The sequence below is a fragment of the Massilia niastensis DSM 21313 genome (genome assembly GCF_000382345.1).
GTDB lineage: Bacteria > Pseudomonadota > Gammaproteobacteria > Burkholderiales > Burkholderiaceae_D > Telluria > Telluria niastensis.
This window is the reverse complement of the sequence record NZ_KB908079.1, coordinates 90,570-108,310: the sequence shown is the minus strand read 5'-3', so window position 1 is coordinate 108,310 and position 17,741 is coordinate 90,570. Positions and strand designations below refer to the sequence as shown.

Annotated in this window: 17 protein-coding genes; 9 read left to right on the top strand and 8 right to left on the bottom strand. The window is 66.3% G+C overall.

Annotated elements, in window-relative coordinates; all coding sequences use genetic code 11:
• Positions 1 to 6: 6 nt before the first annotated feature.
• Entirely contained in the window at positions 7 to 930 is a 924-nt protein-coding gene (locus tag H162_RS0103820; RefSeq protein WP_020652123.1) for an NAD-dependent epimerase/dehydratase family protein, read from the bottom strand.
• Between the two features lie 104 nt (positions 931 to 1,034).
• Between H162_RS0103820 and H162_RS0103815 the strand changes: the two genes are divergently transcribed.
• Positions 1,035 to 1,934 carry a LysR substrate-binding domain-containing protein gene (locus H162_RS0103815; RefSeq protein WP_026354193.1) on the top strand — a complete coding sequence of 300 codons (900 nt, stop codon included), beginning with the start codon at positions 1,035 to 1,037 and terminating at the stop codon, positions 1,932 to 1,934.
• An 82-nt stretch (positions 1,935 to 2,016) separates the two neighbouring features.
• Here H162_RS0103815 and H162_RS0103810 read toward each other — a convergent pair whose 3' ends face one another.
• Positions 2,017 to 3,465, bottom strand: coding sequence for a peptide MFS transporter (locus H162_RS0103810; protein ID WP_267872140.1), 1,449 nt, complete (start codon positions 3,463 to 3,465; stop codon positions 2,017 to 2,019).
• 303 nt (positions 3,466 to 3,768) lie between these two features.
• On the opposite strand from H162_RS0103810, the gene ppnN reads away from it, so the two are divergent.
• The 4 genes from ppnN to paoC all read left to right on the top strand — a co-directional run bounded on the left by ppnN (position 3,769) and on the right by paoC (position 9,266).
• Complete coding sequence (ppnN, locus tag H162_RS0103805; RefSeq protein WP_026354191.1) at positions 3,769 to 5,139, top strand: nucleotide 5'-monophosphate nucleosidase PpnN; 1,371 nt, start codon at positions 3,769 to 3,771, stop codon at positions 5,137 to 5,139.
• A gap of 255 nt (positions 5,140 to 5,394) precedes the next feature.
• A complete protein-coding gene (paoA, locus tag H162_RS0103800) occupies positions 5,395 to 6,048 on the top strand; it encodes an aldehyde dehydrogenase iron-sulfur subunit PaoA (protein WP_020652119.1) in 654 nt (217 codons plus the stop codon).
• Positions 6,045 to 6,995, top strand: a complete 951-nt coding sequence (locus H162_RS0103795) for an FAD binding domain-containing protein (RefSeq protein ID WP_020652118.1) — start codon at positions 6,045 to 6,047, stop codon at positions 6,993 to 6,995. Before paoA ends, H162_RS0103795 begins: the two co-directional genes overlap by 4 nt.
• Positions 6,996 to 6,998: 3 nt before the next feature.
• A complete protein-coding gene (gene paoC / locus H162_RS0103790; RefSeq protein WP_020652117.1) occupies positions 6,999 to 9,266 on the top strand; it encodes an aldehyde oxidoreductase molybdenum-binding subunit PaoC in 2,268 nt (755 codons plus the stop codon).
• Between the two features lie 43 nt (positions 9,267 to 9,309).
• On the opposite strand, the gene lysS is transcribed toward paoC, so the two are convergent.
• From lysS to prfB, 3 genes are all read right to left on the bottom strand, one after another.
• The gene (gene lysS, locus H162_RS0103785) at positions 9,310 to 10,845 is read right to left on the bottom strand and encodes a lysine--tRNA ligase (protein ID WP_020652116.1); all 1,536 of its coding nucleotides are present in this window, start codon (positions 10,843 to 10,845) and stop codon (positions 9,310 to 9,312) included.
• Positions 10,846 to 10,871: 26 nt separating this feature from the next.
• Complete coding sequence (locus H162_RS0103780; RefSeq protein WP_020652115.1) at positions 10,872 to 11,534, bottom strand: HAD family hydrolase; 663 nt, start codon at positions 11,532 to 11,534, stop codon at positions 10,872 to 10,874.
• 15 nt (positions 11,535 to 11,549) lie between these two features.
• Positions 11,550 to 12,654, bottom strand: a protein-coding gene (gene prfB, locus H162_RS0103775; RefSeq protein WP_156885456.1) for a peptide chain release factor 2 whose coding sequence is annotated in 2 segments (ribosomal slippage) — positions 11,550 to 12,572 and positions 12,574 to 12,654 — 1,104 coding nt in all. Because the reading frame shifts where the segments join, the coding sequence is not laid out codon by codon here.
• 143 nt (positions 12,655 to 12,797) lie between these two features.
• Between prfB and H162_RS0103770 the strand changes: the two genes are divergently transcribed.
• Entirely contained in the window at positions 12,798 to 14,810 is a 2,013-nt protein-coding gene (locus H162_RS0103770; protein WP_026354189.1) for a bifunctional 2',3'-cyclic-nucleotide 2'-phosphodiesterase/3'-nucleotidase, read from the top strand.
• Positions 14,807 to 15,214 (top strand): tetratricopeptide repeat protein, encoded by a 408-nt coding sequence (locus H162_RS32500; protein ID WP_020652112.1) that lies wholly within the window; start codon positions 14,807 to 14,809, stop codon positions 15,212 to 15,214. The genes H162_RS0103770 and H162_RS32500 overlap by 4 nt, the downstream gene beginning before the upstream one ends.
• 79 nt (positions 15,215 to 15,293) lie before the next feature.
• Here the strand turns inward: H162_RS32500 and H162_RS0103760 are convergent, their stop codons facing one another.
• From H162_RS0103760 to H162_RS0103750, 3 genes are read right to left on the bottom strand one after another with little or no spacing between them, the layout of a single operon-like run.
• Entirely contained in the window at positions 15,294 to 15,614 is a 321-nt protein-coding gene (locus H162_RS0103760; RefSeq protein ID WP_020652111.1) for a DUF2288 domain-containing protein, read from the bottom strand.
• A gap of 15 nt (positions 15,615 to 15,629) precedes the next feature.
• Entirely contained in the window at positions 15,630 to 16,313 is a 684-nt protein-coding gene (locus H162_RS0103755; protein ID WP_020652110.1) for an RES family NAD+ phosphorylase, read from the bottom strand.
• On the bottom strand, positions 16,314 to 16,751 hold the full coding sequence (locus tag H162_RS0103750; protein WP_020652109.1) for an antitoxin Xre/MbcA/ParS toxin-binding domain-containing protein: 438 nt from the start codon (positions 16,749 to 16,751) through the stop codon (positions 16,314 to 16,316).
• Between the two features lie 118 nt (positions 16,752 to 16,869).
• On the opposite strand from H162_RS0103750, the gene H162_RS0103745 reads away from it, so the two are divergent.
• Positions 16,870 to 17,322 (top strand): YybH family protein, encoded by a 453-nt coding sequence (locus tag H162_RS0103745; RefSeq protein ID WP_020652108.1) that lies wholly within the window; start codon positions 16,870 to 16,872, stop codon positions 17,320 to 17,322.
• Between the two features lie 30 nt (positions 17,323 to 17,352).
• Positions 17,353 to 17,697: a hypothetical protein gene (locus H162_RS0103740; RefSeq protein ID WP_020652107.1), complete on the top strand. Its 345-nt coding sequence runs from the start codon at positions 17,353 to 17,355 to the stop codon at positions 17,695 to 17,697.
• Positions 17,698 to 17,741: the final 44 nt, after the last annotated feature.

Below are 17,741 nucleotides of genomic sequence, written 5' to 3'. Positions count from 1 at the left end.
TTTCGCCTAGACGTAGGCCAGGTCGTGCTGGCGGATGGCGTTGTCGAGCCAGTCGTCGGCATGGCCGAAGCGGTAGCCCAGCGACTTCGCGCGGCCGGTGTCGAGCACCAGCGGCGAGGGGAAGTCGAACGGCGACAGTTCGCCGGGGGCGGCCGCCTGCGCCGCCTGGCGGGTGCGGGCCTGCTCGTCGAGGACTTGCGCCACCCGGCCATGCAGTTCGAAGGCGGACAGCGGGCCGTCGTCGGCGGCATTCACCGGGCCGGTGAAGTCCCGGGCGCCGGCCCAGAACAGGAAGTTGGCCGCCTCCTGGGCTTCCATGAAGGACACGCAGGCTTGTGGGTCGGTGTAGGGCAGCACGCCGCGCAGGCGCACCAGGTCCACGTAGTGGGCCAGGCGTCCGGTGAAGTCGTCCGGGCCGCCCAGCACGTGGGCCAGGCGCGCGGTCACGACCGGCATGCTGCCGTCGCGGTACAGGTAGGCCTCGGCCTGGATCTTGCCGCATACATAACTCTCGATGGCGCGCGCCGGGTCGTGCCATGGATAGGCGGTGTCGATCGGCTGGGCCAGGACCTGCAGGTCGTCTTCGAGGAAGGGCCGGCCGGCGGGTTCCAGCTCGCGGTAGGCGTCGATGGTCGAGGTCATCACGTAGCGCTTGACCCTGCCGCCGAACACGCGCACCGAGATCGCGGCGTCCAGTGGCGAGTAGCACATCTGGTCGTAGACGATGTCGAAGCGGGCGTCGCGGAAGGCGGCGCGCATCGCGGTTTCGTTGCGGCGGTCAACGCGGATGCGGCTGATGCGGTCACCGAAGGGGTCGGGAGCGTAGCCGCGCGTCGCGATCGTCACGCGGTGGCCGGCCCGGAGAAGGCGCTGCACTAGCAGTTTTCCGAAAAAGCGGGTGCCACCGATCACCAAAATATTCTTGGGCATGACTTTTCCTTGTCTGATCGCGTATATTTTCCGCCTAGCAGTAAAATTGATCAAACTAGAAAAAGTACTGGATTGAATAAGAATTTCTTACGCATGGAGCTGGCATGAAACCTTTGCGCAGCCTCTCGGGACTCATCGATTTCGATTGCGCGGCACGCTGGGGCAGCTTCAAGCTGGCCGCGCGCGAGCTGCACAAGACGCCGGCGGCGGTCAGCCTCCAGGTCAAGCAGCTCGAGGAAAACATCGGCTTTCCGCTGTTCGTCCGCCATCCGCGGCATATCTCGCTGACCGAGAAAGGGCAGGAGCTGGCGATCGCCACCGGCCGCATGCTGGCCGACCTGCGCGCCAAGGTGGCGGCGCTGCAGCGCGGCGACGAGGAAGCGATCCTGCGGATCTCGACCACGCATTCGTTCGCGATCAAGTGGCTGGTGCCGCGCATGCACCGCTTCACCAAGCAGTATCCGGAGCTCGACATCCGGATCGACTCGAACGATGCGCCGGTCGACCTGCACGCGGACAGCACCGACGTGGCGATCCGCTACGGGCCGGTGCGCGACGGCGACCCGACGGTGCTGTTCCGCGAGCGCCTGGTGCCGGTGTACAGCCCCGAGCTGCTGGCCCCGGGCCAGGCGGCCCTGGCCCTGGCCGACCTGCCGCATTACCGCCTGCTGGTGGAACAGTCGCCCGAGGCCTGGCTGCAGCTGCTCAACGAGAACAAGGCGCTCAAGGGCAAGTACGATTTCTCGCGCGGCTACAGCCACTGGGGCGTGCTGGTGCAGGCGGCGGTGGCGGGGCAGGGGGTGGCGCTGGTGCCGTACGGGATCGCGTTCCAGGACATCGTGTCGGGCGCGCTGAGGCGCATACCGTGCCGCAGCGCGCCGTTTGCGAACGGCTACCGGTTCCTGGCGAATCCGCACAAGGAGCACATGCTCAAGGTGCAGCGCTTCAGGGAGTGGATGTTCGGGGAGATGAGGGAGATGAGTGCGCAGCTCGACAAGGTGTAAGTTGTGCGGTTCGCACCGCGGCCGCCAGCACAAACGAGAACGGCGGCCCTCGGGCCGCCGTTCTCGTTGAGGCGTCGGACGCTTACTTCACGCCATGCATCAGTTTCTGGATCAGCGGCGCCACCAGCAGCAGCAGCACGCCGCCGCCCAGCAGCGACCAGAAGCCGAAGGTGTAGCCGCCCAGGGCCGAGGTCACCGACATGCCGGTTTCGCCCGAGACGTGCGAAGCGAAGATGCCCGACAGGTTGTTGCCGATACCGGTCGACAGGAACCAGCCGCCCATGCCCAGGCCCACCAGGCGCACCGGCGCCAGCTTGGTCACCATCGACAGGCCGATCGGCGACAGGCACAGTTCACCGACGGACTGGATCACGTAGACCATGAACAGGGTCCAGAACGGGATCTTGCCCTGGTCGTCGATCAGTTGCGACAGCGCGTACATCAGCAGGCCGAAGGCCAGGCCGTTGAACACCAGGCCGAGGCCGAACTTGCGCGGGATCGACGGGTTGGCGTTGCGCTTGCCCAGCCAGACCCAGACCGCGGCGATGATCGGCGCGAACACGATGATCGCCACCGAGTTCACCGACTGGAACCAGGCCACCGGGAAGATCCAGCCATCCAGGTTGCGGTTCACGATCTGGTCGGCCAGGAAGGTGAACGAGCTGCCGGCCTGTTCGAAGAAGCACCAGAACAGGATATTGAAGGCGAAGATGATCATCATGGCGATGGTCTTGTCGCGCGCGACCTTGCCTTCGCGGACGCCTTCGACGATCAGCATGATCGCGAGGATGATGAACAGGACGGTCAGCACGCCTTGCAGCTTGGCGGCGCCGGCGCGCAGCAGCAGGTAGACGACCGGGATCACGACGATCGAGCCGATCACCACGGCGAGCAGGCGTTTCGGGCTGGCCAGTTCGCCGACCGGTGCGCCGATGCCCTTCAGGGTCTTGCGGCCGACGTAGAACCACACCAGCGACAGCAGCATGCCGATGCCGGAGGCGAAGAACACGACCTTGTAGGCCGGGGTGTCGCCGGTGTTGAACACGTTCTGGGCCAGGATCTGGGTCAGGATCGGGGCGAAGAAGGCGCCGATGTTGATGCCCATGTAGAAGATCGTGAAGCCGCTGTCACGGCGGGTATCGCCCAGCGAGTAGAGCTGGCCGACCATGGTCGAGATGTTCGGCTTGAACATGCCGTTGCCGACGATGATGGTCGCCAGGCCGAGCTTGAAGACGTCCGGATTCGGGATCGTGATCATGAACAGGCCGGCCGCCATGAAGATCGCGCCGACGAGGATCGAGCGCTGGTAGCCGATGACGCGGTCGGCCACGTAGCCGCCGAAGACGGCGCCGGCATACACCAGCGCGAGATAGGAACCGTAGGTCAGGTTGGCGTCGGCCTGGCCGGCCGCGTCGCCGCCGTAGAACTGGGCGACGATATAAAGCACAAGTGCCCAACGAATGCCGTAGAAAGCGAAACGCTCCCAGAATTCAGTCATGAACAGCATCCACAGTGGTGCTGGGTGGCCCATGATTTGCTTGAATTCTGGAAGGGGTCCCTTGGCGGGTGAAGTAGCTGCACCGCTCATGCGGTTCCTCCCGAAATAGTGTTGTCTTGATTGAGTGTTTTTTCGGAGAATTCGGACAACCGAAGATTCCAATAGGCACGCATTCTAGTGCATATTCAATAGCGCAAGCGAATTTTTTCCGGGTGTGATATTGACGCGCGTTCAAGCGCGCAACGCGCGTAAACGACCGGAGACAAATTGTTGCACTTTGGCGTATATTGACTACAGGCCAGTCCCGTTTCACAGAAGAGAAAAGGAAAACAAGACATGACCCATGATGTAATCGATACGCTTATTTCCCCGGAGGGCCGGCTTGAGGTGTTGTCGAAGGCCGAGGTGGCCAAGCTGCTCGATACCAGCCAGGGCGGCCTTTATGATGTTTTTCGCAAATGTGCACTGGCAGTCCTGAACTGCGGCAGCAATATCGACGACGGCAAGGAACTGCTGGAACGTTACGCCAGCTTCGACATCAGCATCATCCAGCGCGAGCGCGGCATCAAGCTCGACATCCGCGGCGCGCCCTCGATCGCCTTCGTCGACGGCAAGATGATCAAGGGTATCCACGAACACCTGTTCGCGGTGCTGCGCGACATCGTCTACGTGCACTTCGAAGTCACCGACAACCCCAAATTCGACATGAGCCGCACGGAAGGGATCACCGATTCGGTGTTCCACATCCTGCGCAACGCCAACGTGCTCCAGCCGCAGCGCAATCCGAACCTGGTGGTGTGCTGGGGCGGGCACTCGATCAACCGCATCGAGTACAACTACACCAAGCAGGTGGGCTATGCGCTCGGCCTGCGCGAACTGGACATCTGCACCGGCTGCGGGCCGGGCGCGATGAAGGGCCCGATGAAGGGCGCGGCGATCGGCCACGCCAAGCAGCGCCTGACGGGCGGGCGCTACCTCGGGATCTCGGAGCCGGGCATTATCGCGGCCGAGTCGCCGAACCCGATCGTCAACGACCTGGTGATCATGCCGGACATCGAGAAGCGCCTGGAAGCCTTCGTGCGCACCGGCCACGGCATCGTGGTGTTCCCGGGCGGCGCCGGCACGGCCGAGGAGATCCTGTACATCCTGGGCATCCTGCTGCATCCGGACAATGCCGAGGTGCCGTTCCCGCTGATCTTCACCGGCCCGGCGTCGGCGCGCGAGTATTTCGCGCAGATCGACCACTTCATCGGCCTGACCCTGGGCGGCGCGGCGCAGAACCGCTACAAGATCATCATCGACGATCCGGATTCCGTGGCGCGCGAGATGTACGCCGGCATCAAGCAGGTGCGCGAGTTCCGCAAGGCGCACAGCGATGCCTATTATTACAATTGGCGCCTGAAGATCGACCAGGAATTCCAGAAGCCGTTCCGCCCGACGCACGAGAACATGCGCAACCTGAAGCTGCACCGCGGCCAGGAATCGCACCTGCTGGCGGCCAACCTGCGGCGCGCCTTCTCGGGCGTGGTGGCCGGGAACGTGAAGGAAGAGGGCATCCGCGCGATCGAGCAGTACGGCAAGTACGAGATCCATGGCGAGAGCGCGATCATGGGTCCGATGGATGCGCTGCTGGCTTCCTTCGTGGAGCAGAGCCGGATGAAGTTGCCCGGCAAGGCCTACACGCCGTGCTACACGGTCGTGCAGTAGGCATCGGCGGCGGCGCCTGACGCCGCCTTCCCCCGCCGCGCAGCGCGGCCCCCGAGGAGTCCTGTCCCGTTCGCGGGACAGGACTCCTGTCCTTTGGGGCCTTGCGCCTTCCCACCTCTTAGGTTGTATTTTCAAGCGGATCGGGTCCGACTATTCTGGCACGAGCAAGCAGCCGGCCCTGCCACCCGCAGGGACGTGCAGGCTGTTTCCTTGCCTGTTCGCGTTGCTGTTTTTCTCCACCACTCAAGGAGAACCATGATGACCGAATTCGATCCGGCACGGCGAAAACTGCTCCAGACGACCGCCGTTGCCGCCAGCAGTGCCGTTCTCGCAACGGGGACGGTGGCGGAGGCCGAAGCCGCCGCTCCCGCCCGGTCCTCGGCGCCGGGCCAGGTAGCGACCGTCAACGTCACCCTGCGCGTCAACGGCGCCGAGCACCAGATGGTGATCGATCCGCGCACCACCCTGCTCGACGTGCTGCGCGAGCGGCTGCAGCTCACCGGCAGCAAGAAAGGCTGCGACCAGGGCCAGTGCGGCGCCTGCACCGTGCTGGTCGACGGGCGCCGCTTCACCTCCTGCCTGACCCTGGCCGTGATGCAGGAGGGACACGAGATCACCACCATCGAAGGCCTGGGCACGCCGATGCACCTGCATCCGCTGCAGGCCGCCTTCGTCAAGCACGACGGCTACCAGTGCGGCTTCTGTACCCCCGGCCAGATCTGTTCGGCGGTCGCCATGCTCGACGAGATCCGGGCCGGCACGCCCAGCCACGTCACCGCCGACCTGACCCGGGCGCCGCCGATGACGCCAGTGGAATTCCGCGAGCGCATGAGCGGCAACATCTGCCGCTGTGGCGCCTACATGAACATCCAGGCGGCGATTGCCGAGGTCGCAGGAGTCAAGCCATGAAAGCCTTCACCTACGAAAGGGCGAAATCGCCCGCCGAAGCCGCCGCCACCGCCGCGCGCATCCCGGGCGCGAAATTCATCGCCGGCGGCACCAACCTGCTCGACCTGATGAAGCTGCAGATCGACAATCCGACGCACCTGATCGACATCAACGACCTGTCCCTGGACCGGATCGAGGCGACGCCGGAGGGTGGGCTGCGGATCGGCGCCCTGGTGCGCAATACCGACCTGGCCGCCGACCCGCGCATCCGGCGCGACTATGGCGTGCTGACGCGCGCGATCGTGGCCGGCGCCTCCGGCCAGCTGCGCAACCAGGCCACCACCGCCGGCAACCTGCTGCAGCGCACCCGCTGTCCCTATTTCTACGACACCGACCAGCCCTGCAACAAGCGCAAGCCCGGCAGCGGCTGCAGCGCGATCGGCGGCTTCACGCGCATCCATGCGATCGTCGGCGCCAGCGAGGCCTGCATCGCCACCTTCCCGAGCGACATGGCGATCGCGATGCGGGTGCTCGATGTGGCGATCGAGACCGTGCGCCCGAATGGTGCAACGCGCACCATTCCGATCGCCGACTTCCACCGCCTGCCCGGAAATACACCGCATATCGAGAACGTGCTCGAAGCCGGGGAGCTGATCACCGCCGTCACCCTGCCCAGGCCGGTCGGCGGAGTCCAGGCCTACCGCAAGGTGCGCGACCGCGCCTCGTATGCCTTTGCGTTGATCTCGGTGGCGGCGATCGTGCAGCCCGACGGCAACGGCAGGGTGGCGCTGGGCGGCGTGGCCCACAAGCCGTGGCGGGTCGAGGCCGCCGAGCGCGAATTGCCGCGCGGCGCCAGGGCGGTCGCGGCCGGCCTGCTGGCCGGCGCCCGCACCACCCATGAGAACGAGTTCAAGCTGCCGCTGGTCGAGCGCACACTCGCCGCCGTGCTCCAGGATGCAAAGGGCTGAGCCATGAAATTCGATACTCCCGCCACCACCAATCCGATCGACCAGCTGAAGGTCATCGGCCAGCCGGTCGACCGCATCGAGGGTGCGCTCAAGACCACCGGGACCGCCCCCTACGCCCACGACCGCCACGACGTGGTGGCGCATCCGGCCTATGGCTACATCATCGGCGCCGGCATCGCCAAGGGGCGCATTGCTTCGATGGACCTGTCGGCGGCGCAGCGCGCGCCCGGCGTGATCACGATCGTCACGGCCGGCAATGCCGGCAAGCTGGGCAAGGGGAAGTTCAATACCGCCCGCCTGATCGGCGGACCCCAGGTCCAGCACTACCACCAGGCGATCGCCATGGTGGTGGCCGAGACCTTCGAGCAGGCGCGCGCCGCGGCCTACCTGGTCCGGGTCGGGTACGCGCCGGCCAAAGGAAACCATGTGCTGGCCGAGATCAAGGATAGCGGCAAGCCGGCCCCCAGCTTCGGCGCAGAGGGGGAAAGCGCGGTCGGCGACTTCGCCGGCGCGTTCGCGGCGGCGCCGGTCCAGCTCGACGCCACCTACACCACGGCGCACGAATCGCACATGATGATCGAGCCGCATGCGACGGTGGCGGCCTGGGAAGGCGAGCGCCTGACGGTGTGGACCGCGAACCAGATGGTGGCCTGGTCGGTGGCCGACCTGGCCGCGACCCTGAACATGCCCGCCGACCGGATCCGGCTGGTCTCGTCCTATATCGGCGGCGGTTTCGGCGCCAAGCTCTGGATCCGCGCCGATGTCGTGCTGGCCGCCCTGGGCGCGCGGGCGGCGCGGCGTCCGGTCAAGGTGGCCCTGCAGCGCGCCCTGGTGCCGAACAACACCGTGCACCGCTCGGCCACCATCCAGCGGGTGCGGATCGGCAGCACCAAGGAGGGCAGCATCACCGCGATCGGCCACGAAAGCTGGTCGGGCGACCTGCCCAACGGCCAGCCCGAGGCCGGCGCGATCCAGACCCGCGCCCTGTACGCCGGCCAGCACCGCATGACCTCGAACCGGCTCACCGTGCTCGACCTGCCGGAAGCGAATTCGATGCGCGCGCCGAACGAGGCGCCCGGCCTGGCGGTGCTCGAGGTGGCGATGGACGAGATGGCGGAAAAGCTGGGCATGGATCCGGTCGAGTTCCGGATCAGGAACGATACCCAGGTCCTGCTCGATCCGGCGCGCAAGCCCGCCTCCAGCGACCCGCAGGCAAAAGCGGAAGCGTCGCGGGGAGCGCCGCTTCCCGCCAATCCGCCTTTCTCGAAACGCCAGCTGGTGCAGTGCTACCAGACCGGCGCGAAGCGCTTCGGCTGGGACAAGCGCAATCCGAAGCCGGGGCAGGTGCGCGACGGGCGCTGGTTCGTCGGGATGGGCGTGGCAAGCGCCTTCCGCGACAATATCGTGACCAAGTCGGCGGCGCGGGTGCGGCTCGATCGCAACGGCATCGTGACGGTCGAGACCGACATGACCGACATCGGTACCGGCAGCTATACCGTGATCGCCCAGACCGCCGCCGAGATGATGGGCGTGCCGCTCGAACGGGTCAGGGTGCGCCTGGGCGACTCCAGCTTCCCGGTGTCGGCCGGTTCGGGCGGGCAGTGGGGCTGCAACTGCTCGACCTCGGGCGTGTACGCGGCCTGCGCGAAGCTGCGCGAACTGGTCGCGCAGCGCGCCGGCTTCGGCGCGGGAGACCTCGTGTTCGCCGATGGCCAGGTCAGGTCGGGGCAGCGCAGCGTGCGGCTCGCCGACCTGGCCGGCGCGGGCCTGGTGGCGGAGGATGCGATCGAGTTCGGCGAGCTCGACAAGCAGTACCAGCAATCCACCTTCGGCGCCCATTTCGTCGAGGTCGGGGTCGACGCCGCCACCGGGGAGCCGCGCGTGCGGCGCATGCTGGCGGTGTGCGCGGCCGGCCGCATCCTCAATCCCAAGACCGCACGCAGCCAGGTGATCGGCGGCATGACGATGGGCGTGGGGGCGGCCTTGATGGAAGAACTGGCGGTCGATGGGCGGCGCGGCTTCTTCGTCAACCACGACCTGGCCGGCTACGAAGTGCCGGTCCATGCCGACATCTTCAACCAGGAAGTGATCTTCCTGGACGAGGTCGATCCGATCTCGTCGCCGATGAAGGCCAAGGGCGTCGGCGAGCTGGGTATCTGCGGGGTGGCGGCGGCGGTGGCGAACGCGGTCTACAACGCGGTCGGGGTGAGGGTGAGGAGTTATCCGATCACGCTCGACAAGCTGATCGGGAAGATGCCGGCCTACGCCTGAACGGCGCCAAGGAAAAAGGCCGCCTTGCGGCGGCCTTCGGGGATCAGTCTTCCTTGCGCAGGTGCGGGAACAGCAGCACGTCGCGGATGTTCGGCGAATCGGTGATCAGCATCATCAGGCGGTCGATGCCGATGCCGCAGCCGCCCGCCGGCGGCATGCCGTATTCCAGCGCGCGGATGTAGTCGGCGTCGTAGAACATCGCCTCTTCATCGCCGGCATCCTTGGCGGCCACCTGGGCCTGGAAGCGCGCGGCCTGGTCTTCCGGATCGTTCAGCTCCGAGAAGCCGTTGGCGATCTCGCGGCCCACCATGAACAGCTCGAAACGCTCGGTCACGCCTTCGCGGGTGTCCGAGGCGCGCGCCAGCGGCGACACTTCGGCCGGATAGTCGATGATGAAGGTCGGCTCCCACAGCTGCGCCTCGGCGGTTTCCTCGAACAGCGACAGCTGCAGCGAACCCAGGCCGGCATGCGCGTGCGGCTTGACGCCGAACTTCTTCAGTTCGGCCTTGATGAACTCCGCGTCGTTCAGCTGCTCGGGGGTGTAGCCCGGCGCGTACTTGTCGATCGCTTCGATGATGGTCAGGCGATGGAAGGGCTTGGACAGGTCCAGCTCGCGGCCGCCGTAGCTCAGCACGGCGCTGCCGTGGGCGTCGACCGCGGCCTGGCGGATCACCTGCTCGGTGAAGTTCATGATCCAGTTGTAGTCGGTGTAGGCCGCATAGAATTCCATCATCGTGAATTCCGGGTTGTGACGGACCGACACGCCTTCGTTGCGGAAGTTGCGGTTGATCTCGAACACGCGGTCGAAACCGCCCACCACCAGGCGCTTCAGGTACAGCTCCGGCGCGATGCGCAGGTACATCTGCATGTCCAGCGCATTGTGGTGGGTGATGAAAGGCTTGGCCGCGGCGCCGCCCGGGATCGGGTGCAGCATCGGGGTCTCGACTTCCATGAACTCGTGCTTTTCCATGAAGCGGCGGATCGACGACATCGCGGCGGTACGCGCCTTGAAGGTGCGGCGCGTCTCTTCGTTCATGATCAGGTCGACGTAGCGCTGGCGGTACTTGGTCTCCTGGTCGGCCAGGCCGTGGAACTTGTCCGGCAGCGGACGCAGCGACTTCGAGATCAGGCGCAGGGTCGTGACCTTGATGGTCAGTTCGTCGGTCTTGGTCTTGAACAGCGTGCCTTCCACGCCCAGGATGTCGCCCAGGTCATAGCGCTGCAGCGCTTCCATGGCTTCCGCACCGGTGTTGTCGAGGGTGACGTAGACCTGGATGCGGCCGTCGGCGGCCGGGCCCGAGCTGTCCTGCAGGGTCGCGAACGCGGCCTTCTTGCCGGCTTCGCGCTTGAGCATCATGCGGCCGGCCAGCACCACGCTCACCGGTTCGGCTTCGAGTTCCTCGCGCGACTTGCCGCTGTGGGCTTCCCGCAGGTCGGCGGCCTTGTCCCGGGGGACGAAGTCGTTCGGGAAGGCGACGCCCTTTTCGCGGATCGCGGCCAGCTTGGCGCGGCGCTCGGCGATGATCTTGTTCTCGTCGGCGGCCGGTACCGGCGCCTGTTCTTGGTTTTCCGTAGTCATGGGATTCGGTGGTTCTTATTGGGTTTTCAGGCGATCAGCGCTTCAACGTCCAGCTCGGAGAAGTCGTTGACGATGGCCACGATATTGTCGAATTCCGCGAAGGCCGAGGCGGGCAGGGTGGTGGTCAGCACCACGGCGCGCATGCCGGCGCGGCGCGCGGCTTCCACGCCCAGCGGCGCGTCCTCGAACACGATGGCGTGTTCGGGCGCGACGCCGGCCTGCTGCGCGGCCTTCAGGAACACGTCCGGATGCGGCTTGCCGCGCGCGACATCGGCGGCGCCGACGATCGCGTCGAAGTGGCGGCGCAGGTCGAGCCCGTCGAGCGTGAACGCGATGTTCGCCGGCGGCGCGGCGGTGGCCACGGCCAGCTTCACGCCGCTGGCCTTCGCGACCGCGATCAGGTCCTCGAAGCCTTCCACGGTCTTGCGGTGCGGTTGGTACAGCTCGCGGTAGACGGCTTCCTTCTCGTGGTTGAGCGTGGCGACTTCCTCGTCGGCCAGGTGCTCGCCCATGTGCGAACGGATGATTTCCTTGCCCTGGCGTCCGGCCGTGGCGCGGAAGAACTCGTCGGCGTCGATGACGCGCCCACGGCGCTCGAAGAAGGTGATCCACGAGCGGGTGTGGAAGGCCATGTTGTCGACGATGGTGCCGTCCATGTCGAAGATGAACGCGCGGGCGCCGTGGGTCATCGCTGCTGTCATCGTTTACACGCCTTGCTTCAGGGAGGCCGAAATGAAGTCGTCGAGATCCCCGTCCAGCACGTTCTTGGTGTTGCCGGTCTCGAAGCCGGTGCGCAAGTCCTTGATGCGCGACTGGTCCAGCACGTAGGAACGGATCTGGTGGCCCCAGCCGACGTCGGTCTTGGAGTCTTCCAGCTTCTGCTGCTCGCTCATGCGGTTGCGCAGTTCAAGCTCGTACAGCTTGGCGCGCAGCATGTCGAAGGCTTCGGCCTTGTTGCGGTGCTGCGAGCGGTCGTTCTGGCACTGGACAACGATGCCCGACGGGGCGTGCGTGAGTCGCACCGCGGAGTCGGTCTTGTTGATGTGCTGGCCGCCCGCGCCGGATGCGCGGTAGGTGTCGATGCGCACGTCGGCCGGGTTGATCTCGATCTCGATCGAGTCATCCACTTCCGGGTACACGAACAGCGAGGTGAACGAGGTGTGGCGGCCGTTGGCCGAGTCGAACGGCGACTTGCGCACCAGGCGGTGCACGCCGGTCTCGGTACGCAGGTGGCCGTAGGCGTACTCGCCCTCGACCTTGATGGTGGCGGTCTTGATGCCCGCGACCTCGCCCTCGGACTGTTCCAGGATCTCGGCCTTGAAGCCCTTGCGTTCGCAGTAGCGCAGGTACTGGCGCAGCAGCATCGAGGCCCAGTCCTGGGCTTCGGTGCCGCCGGCGCCGGCCTGGATGTCGATGAAGCAGTTGGCGTGGTCCATCGGGTTGCTGAACATCCGGCGGAATTCCATCGCCTCGATGATCTTCTGGATGGCGTCGGCATCGCCGCCCACCGCTTCCAGGGTGGCGTCGTCGCCTTCTTCGCGCGCCATCTCGAACAGGTCGGCGGCGTCGGTGAGATCGGTCTTCGCTTTCTCGAGCGTCAGGACGACGGCCTCCAGCGCCTTCTTCTCCTTGCCGAGATCCTGGGCGCGTTTCTGGTCGCTCCAGATGGTCGGGTCTTCCAGTTCCTGGTTGACCTGTTCTAGTTTCTCCGACTTCTTATCGAAGTCAAAGATACCTCCGAAGTTCGGCTTCACGGCTGGTCAGGTCGTTCAGCAGGGCGGAGATGGCATTGATGTGTTCAGCTTCCATGGTCTGGGCAGTCTTTTGAGTAGTTGAATCGAACCTTCGATTATACCCCAGTACGCCAGGAGGACCAGATTCGGGAGCATCCGCGCTTGCCCGCGCGCAGGGCGCTGCCTTATCATCGCGCGATCTTGTTTGACGGACATCCCATGGCCTCCTCTTTGTGTTATCAGATTTGCATCGCTCTCGTCCCGGCGCTCGTGAGCCTTCCCGCATTGGCAGGCAAGCAGCCGCCGGCGGGCACGAGCGCCTTGCTGGCCGTGCTGGAAACCACGGACCTGCATGCGAACGTGGTGGGTTACGACTACTACAAGCTGGTGGACGAGCCGTCCTTCGGCCTGGACCGGACCGCCAGCCTGATCGCCCAGGCGCGCAAGGAATTCCCGAATACCTTGCTGCTCGATAACGGCGACACGATCCAGGGCAATGCGCTGGCCGACTACCAGGCGCTCGTGCAACCGCTGCGCTGCGACCAGACCCTGGGCATCTACAAGGTCATGAACAAGCTCGGCTACGACGGCGCGGGGATCGGCAACCATGAGTTCAACTACGGGCTGGCCTTCCTCGGCCAGGCGACCGGCCAGCGCTTCGACGTCACGGGCGTGAAGCATGCGAAGAAGTGCGCCGGCCCGTCCTTCCCGATGGTGCTGGCCAACGTCTACAGCGCGAAGACAAGGAAGCCGCTGTTCGCCCCTTACCACATCATCGAGAAGAAGCTCAGCGCCGTGGGCGCGGACGGCCAGCCGCTGGCCACGACGGTCAAGGTCGGCATCATCGGCTTCGCGCCGCCGACCATCATGTCCTGGGACAAGCGCTGGCTCGAGGGCAAGGTGACCACCCAGGGCGTGCGCGAGGCGGCCGAGCAGTACATTCCCGAGATGCGCGCCAGGGGCGCCGAACTGGTGGTGGCGATCGCGCACGGCGGGCTGGATGCGGGCCGCTATTCGCCGGCCATGGAGAACGCCGGCTACTACCTGGCCCAGGTGCCGGGCATCGACGCGATGCTGCTGGGGCACGCGCACCAGCTGTTCCCGAACCCGGACAGCACGGTCGCCCAGTTCAACCTGCCGGGCGTGGACAAGGCGCGCGGCATGGTGCATGGCGTGCCGACCGTGATGGCCAGTTTGTGGGGCAAGCACCTGGGCGTGATCGGCCTGCACCTGAAGCATGACGGCAAGCGCTGGACGGTCGAGCAGGACAAGACCTTCGTGCAGGCGCGCGCCGCGCAGACGGGCGCCGGATCCTTCGTGGACGCCGATCCCGCGGTGCTGGCGCTGGTGAAGGAGGAGCACGAAGCGACCATCCGCTACGTCAGGACCCCGGTCGGCAGCACCGCCTTCCGCATGTCGACCTATTTCGCGGACGTGGGCGACGGCTCGGCGATCGAGGTGGTCAACCAGGCGCAGGCGGACTATGTCGCGAAATACGTGGCCGCCAACCTGCCGCAGTACGCGAAGCTGCCGGTGCTGTCGGTGTCGGCGCCGTTCAAGAGCGGGCTGGCGGGACCGTCCGACTACACCGATGTAAAGGCGGGCGACCTGGCGCTGAACAATGCGGCCGACCTCTACCTGTACCCGAACGCGCTGTATGCGGTGAAGGTGAGCGGCGCCCAGCTCAAGGCCTGGCTGGAAAAGGCGGCCCAGCGCTTCAACACCATCGACCCGGCCAGGACCGGGCCGCAGGAACTGGTCAACCAGGCCGTGCCGAGCTATAACTTCGACACCGTGACCTCGCGCGACCTCGGCTACGAGATCGACGTGACGCGCGCGGCGGGCGAACGTATCCGCAAGCTGAGCTGGCGCGGCAAGCCGGTGGCGGCGGAGCAGGAATTCCTGGTCGCGACCAACAACTACCGCGCCAGCGGCGGCGGCAACTTCCCGGGCCTGGACGGCGGCAAGACCGTGATCGCCGCGCCCGACAACAACCGCGACATCCTGATCGCCTATATCCGCGGGGCGAAGCAGCTGACCCGCGCCGCCAACGGCATGGCGCGCAGCTGGCGCTTCGCGCAAGTGAAGACGGCCGGCCCGGTGGTGTTCCACTCGGCGCCGGGGATGATCAGGCTGGCGCACGAGGCCGGCCTGCACAACGTCAGCCAGCTGGCCGCCGACGACGGCAGCGGCAAGGGCACGGCGCTGTACGCGATCGACCTGGCGCAATGAGGGTGCTCCTGCTGCTCGCCGCCGCCTGCGCGATGGAGGCGTGGGCGCAGCCGCCGCCGACGGCCGCGCCGCAGGCGCAGGAGGCTGCCGACGGCCGCGCGGCCTACCGGCTGGGACTGGCCTGCCGCAGCGGCGAAGGCATGCCGCAGGACGCGGCGCTCGCTGCGCGCTGGCTCGGGGTGGCGGCGCGCGCCGGGGTGCCGGAAGCGATGTTCATCCTGGCGAACATGCTGCTCGACGGAGAAGGCGTGGCGAAGGATGAGCAGGAAGCGCGCCGCCTGCTGGAGGCGGCCGCGCAGCGCGACCATGCCGAAGCCTGGCAGCAGCTGGCGCTGATGGAGCCCGACCCGGCGCGGGCCGCGCAGCTGATGCGGCGCGCGGCGCACGCCCTGACGCACCGCTGAGCGATGCGGCAGGCCTGGCGGCTTCGCCGTCAGCGCGTCCAGCCGGCGCGCGACCGGACGCACGGGCGCCGCTCGACAGTCAATGCAGGCTTTTCTTTTCCGGCTGCACCAGCACGAAGGGGCTGACCACCGAGGCCCACAGGGTCGCATCCGCCGCCAGCCAGCTTGCGGCCTGGGTATCGTTGACCTTGGCGATCGACCCGGCGGCCATCCAGCGCGTGATGCTTTCCTTGTCGTCGTGCGCGATGCGCAGCGCGACCTCGATCAGGTCCAGCTCTTCGCTGACGTACACGACCGAGCCGCTGGCGAAGTGGCGTTCCAGCTCGCTCCATTTGATGCGGCCGGTCTCGCGGTTGATCTTGTCGTGCAGTTCGGTGTCTTTCTCGGGATTGGTTTTCATACGCTTGCAGAGGATTCAAAGGATCTCGACCGCGGGGTGCGGCGAACCCGCCCATGTTAACCGATAGGTCTGCGCCTTGCGCACATTGCCCACCAGTGCGGGCCGGAAGCACGCCAGGCAGGTGCCGCCGGCATGGCGCACGCTCGGGTAGATCAGGCCCATCGAACCGGCTTCCAGCAGGTCGGCGGCCAGCGCCTGCGAGGCCACGTAGCTGCGCGGGTCGAGGCAGTCGCGGTAGGCGTCGATGCCGCGCAGGTCGTGGAAGCTGGCGCTGAAGTCGGCCAGCAGGCACTGGTAGCTGGTGCTGTCGTCGAAGCGGTCGATTTCGCTGTACTCGACCGTCTTGTGGAAGATGACTTCGGCCAGCGAGGTCTCGGCGGAGAAGCCGCAATACCAGGCGCCGCGCTCGCCGTCGTTGAAGCGGCTGCCTTCCGGCCGGGCGTAGGTGAAGGCGGCATTGATGATGCGGAAGTTCGGCAGGCCGAAGACCAGTTCGTCCATGCCGATCCCCGGCAGCAGGCCGGACTCGCCGCGCAGGCGCTCATTGGTGGCGTTGTCGAGGTCGAACAGGTCGCGCAGCATGGCGTCGTCCTCGGCCAGCGGGGCGAGCACGGAATCCTCGACGTCGGCGAAGCGCGATGGAATCAGGCGGCAGGTGTCGTACTGGCGCAGCGGTGTCAGTGTGGGAACCAGGGTCACTCACAGGCCTCCGCGACGCGCATCGAGCAGCCTGCGCACCGTCTGCATGGCGACCAGGCCGCCGCCGAGCATGGTGGCGAGCGGCGTGCGCCCGGCGAAGATCGCATTCGTGTTCGGCAGCTGCACCCATTCGTCGGCCAGCTTGTCACCGTACAGGATGTGCAGGGCCTTGTAGATGCCCAGCAGGTAGGAGATGCGCGTGATGCGGTCGACCTCGAGCAGCCGGTCGGGGTTCTTCTTCCAGTCGTAGTAGCTGGACGAGGACAGCCCGCCCAGCAGTTCGCGGGCGTCGTCGTCGCGCAGCTGCCAGGCGGCGGCCAGCTTGAAGAAGCCCTTCAGGGCCGCATGCGAGAGGCGCTCGCGCTCGCTCTTCGAATTCAGGTCGACCAGTACGGCCGGCTCGAAACGGCTCTTGGGGTAGGAGTAGGCTAGGCTCATGGTTCCTCCGGTTATGGAGTATTTATACTCCGAATTCAGACTCGTCGCAAGCACCGGTTGTCAACAGGGTGCTACCGTGACAGAATTTAAATATTGCCAAATCGCAAAAAGGAATGTCATGGGCCACCGCTCGATCTCCCTGCTGGCCGCCTGCCTGGTCCTCGTCGCCGCCGCCGGCAATGCCCGCGTCTCGCCCGAGGACCTGAAGAAGCAGGTGGCGGATTCCGAACGCGCTTTCGCCGCCACCATGAAGGCGCGCGACTTCGACGGCTTCACCCGCTTCCTGGCGGACGAAGCCATCTTCATGTCGGGGGAAGGCGCGCTGCGCGGCAAGCGGGCGGTCAGCCAGGCATGGCGCAAGTATTACGACAAGCCGGAGGCGCCGTTCTCCTGGGAACCGGAAGAGGTCGAAGTGCTGGAATCGGGTACCCTGGCCTATAGCGGCGGCCCGGTCTACGACCAGAAGGGCAGGAAGATCGGCCGCTTCAACTCGATCTGGCGGCTGGAAGCGCCCGGCAGGTGGAAAGTGGTGTTCGACCGCGGTTCGGATTTCTGCGACTGCAAGAAATAAGGCGCTCAGCCTGACACATTGGGGATGGGGATGAAGCTTCACTACCTGGAGATCGTCGCTGCGGATGCCGATGCCGTGTGCGCCGCCTATGAGGCCGCGCACGGCGTCAGCTTCGGTGCGGCGGATCCGCTGCTCGGCGGCGCGCGCACGGCGCCGCTGCCCGGTGGCGGCAGCGTCGGTGTGCGCGGCCCGCTGCGCGACACCGAACAACCGGTGGTCCGGCCCTACTGGCTGGTGGACGACATCCATGCGGCGCTGGCGGCGGCGGCGGCGAAGGGCGCCTTCGTTGCCCATCCTCCGCTCGAGATTCCGGGCAAGGGCAGCTTCGCGATCCATATCCAGGGCGGCGTCGATCACGGCTTGTGGCAACTCTGATGCCGGCGCCCCCGGCGGGGGAACTGCGGGCCAGGCCCGCATCC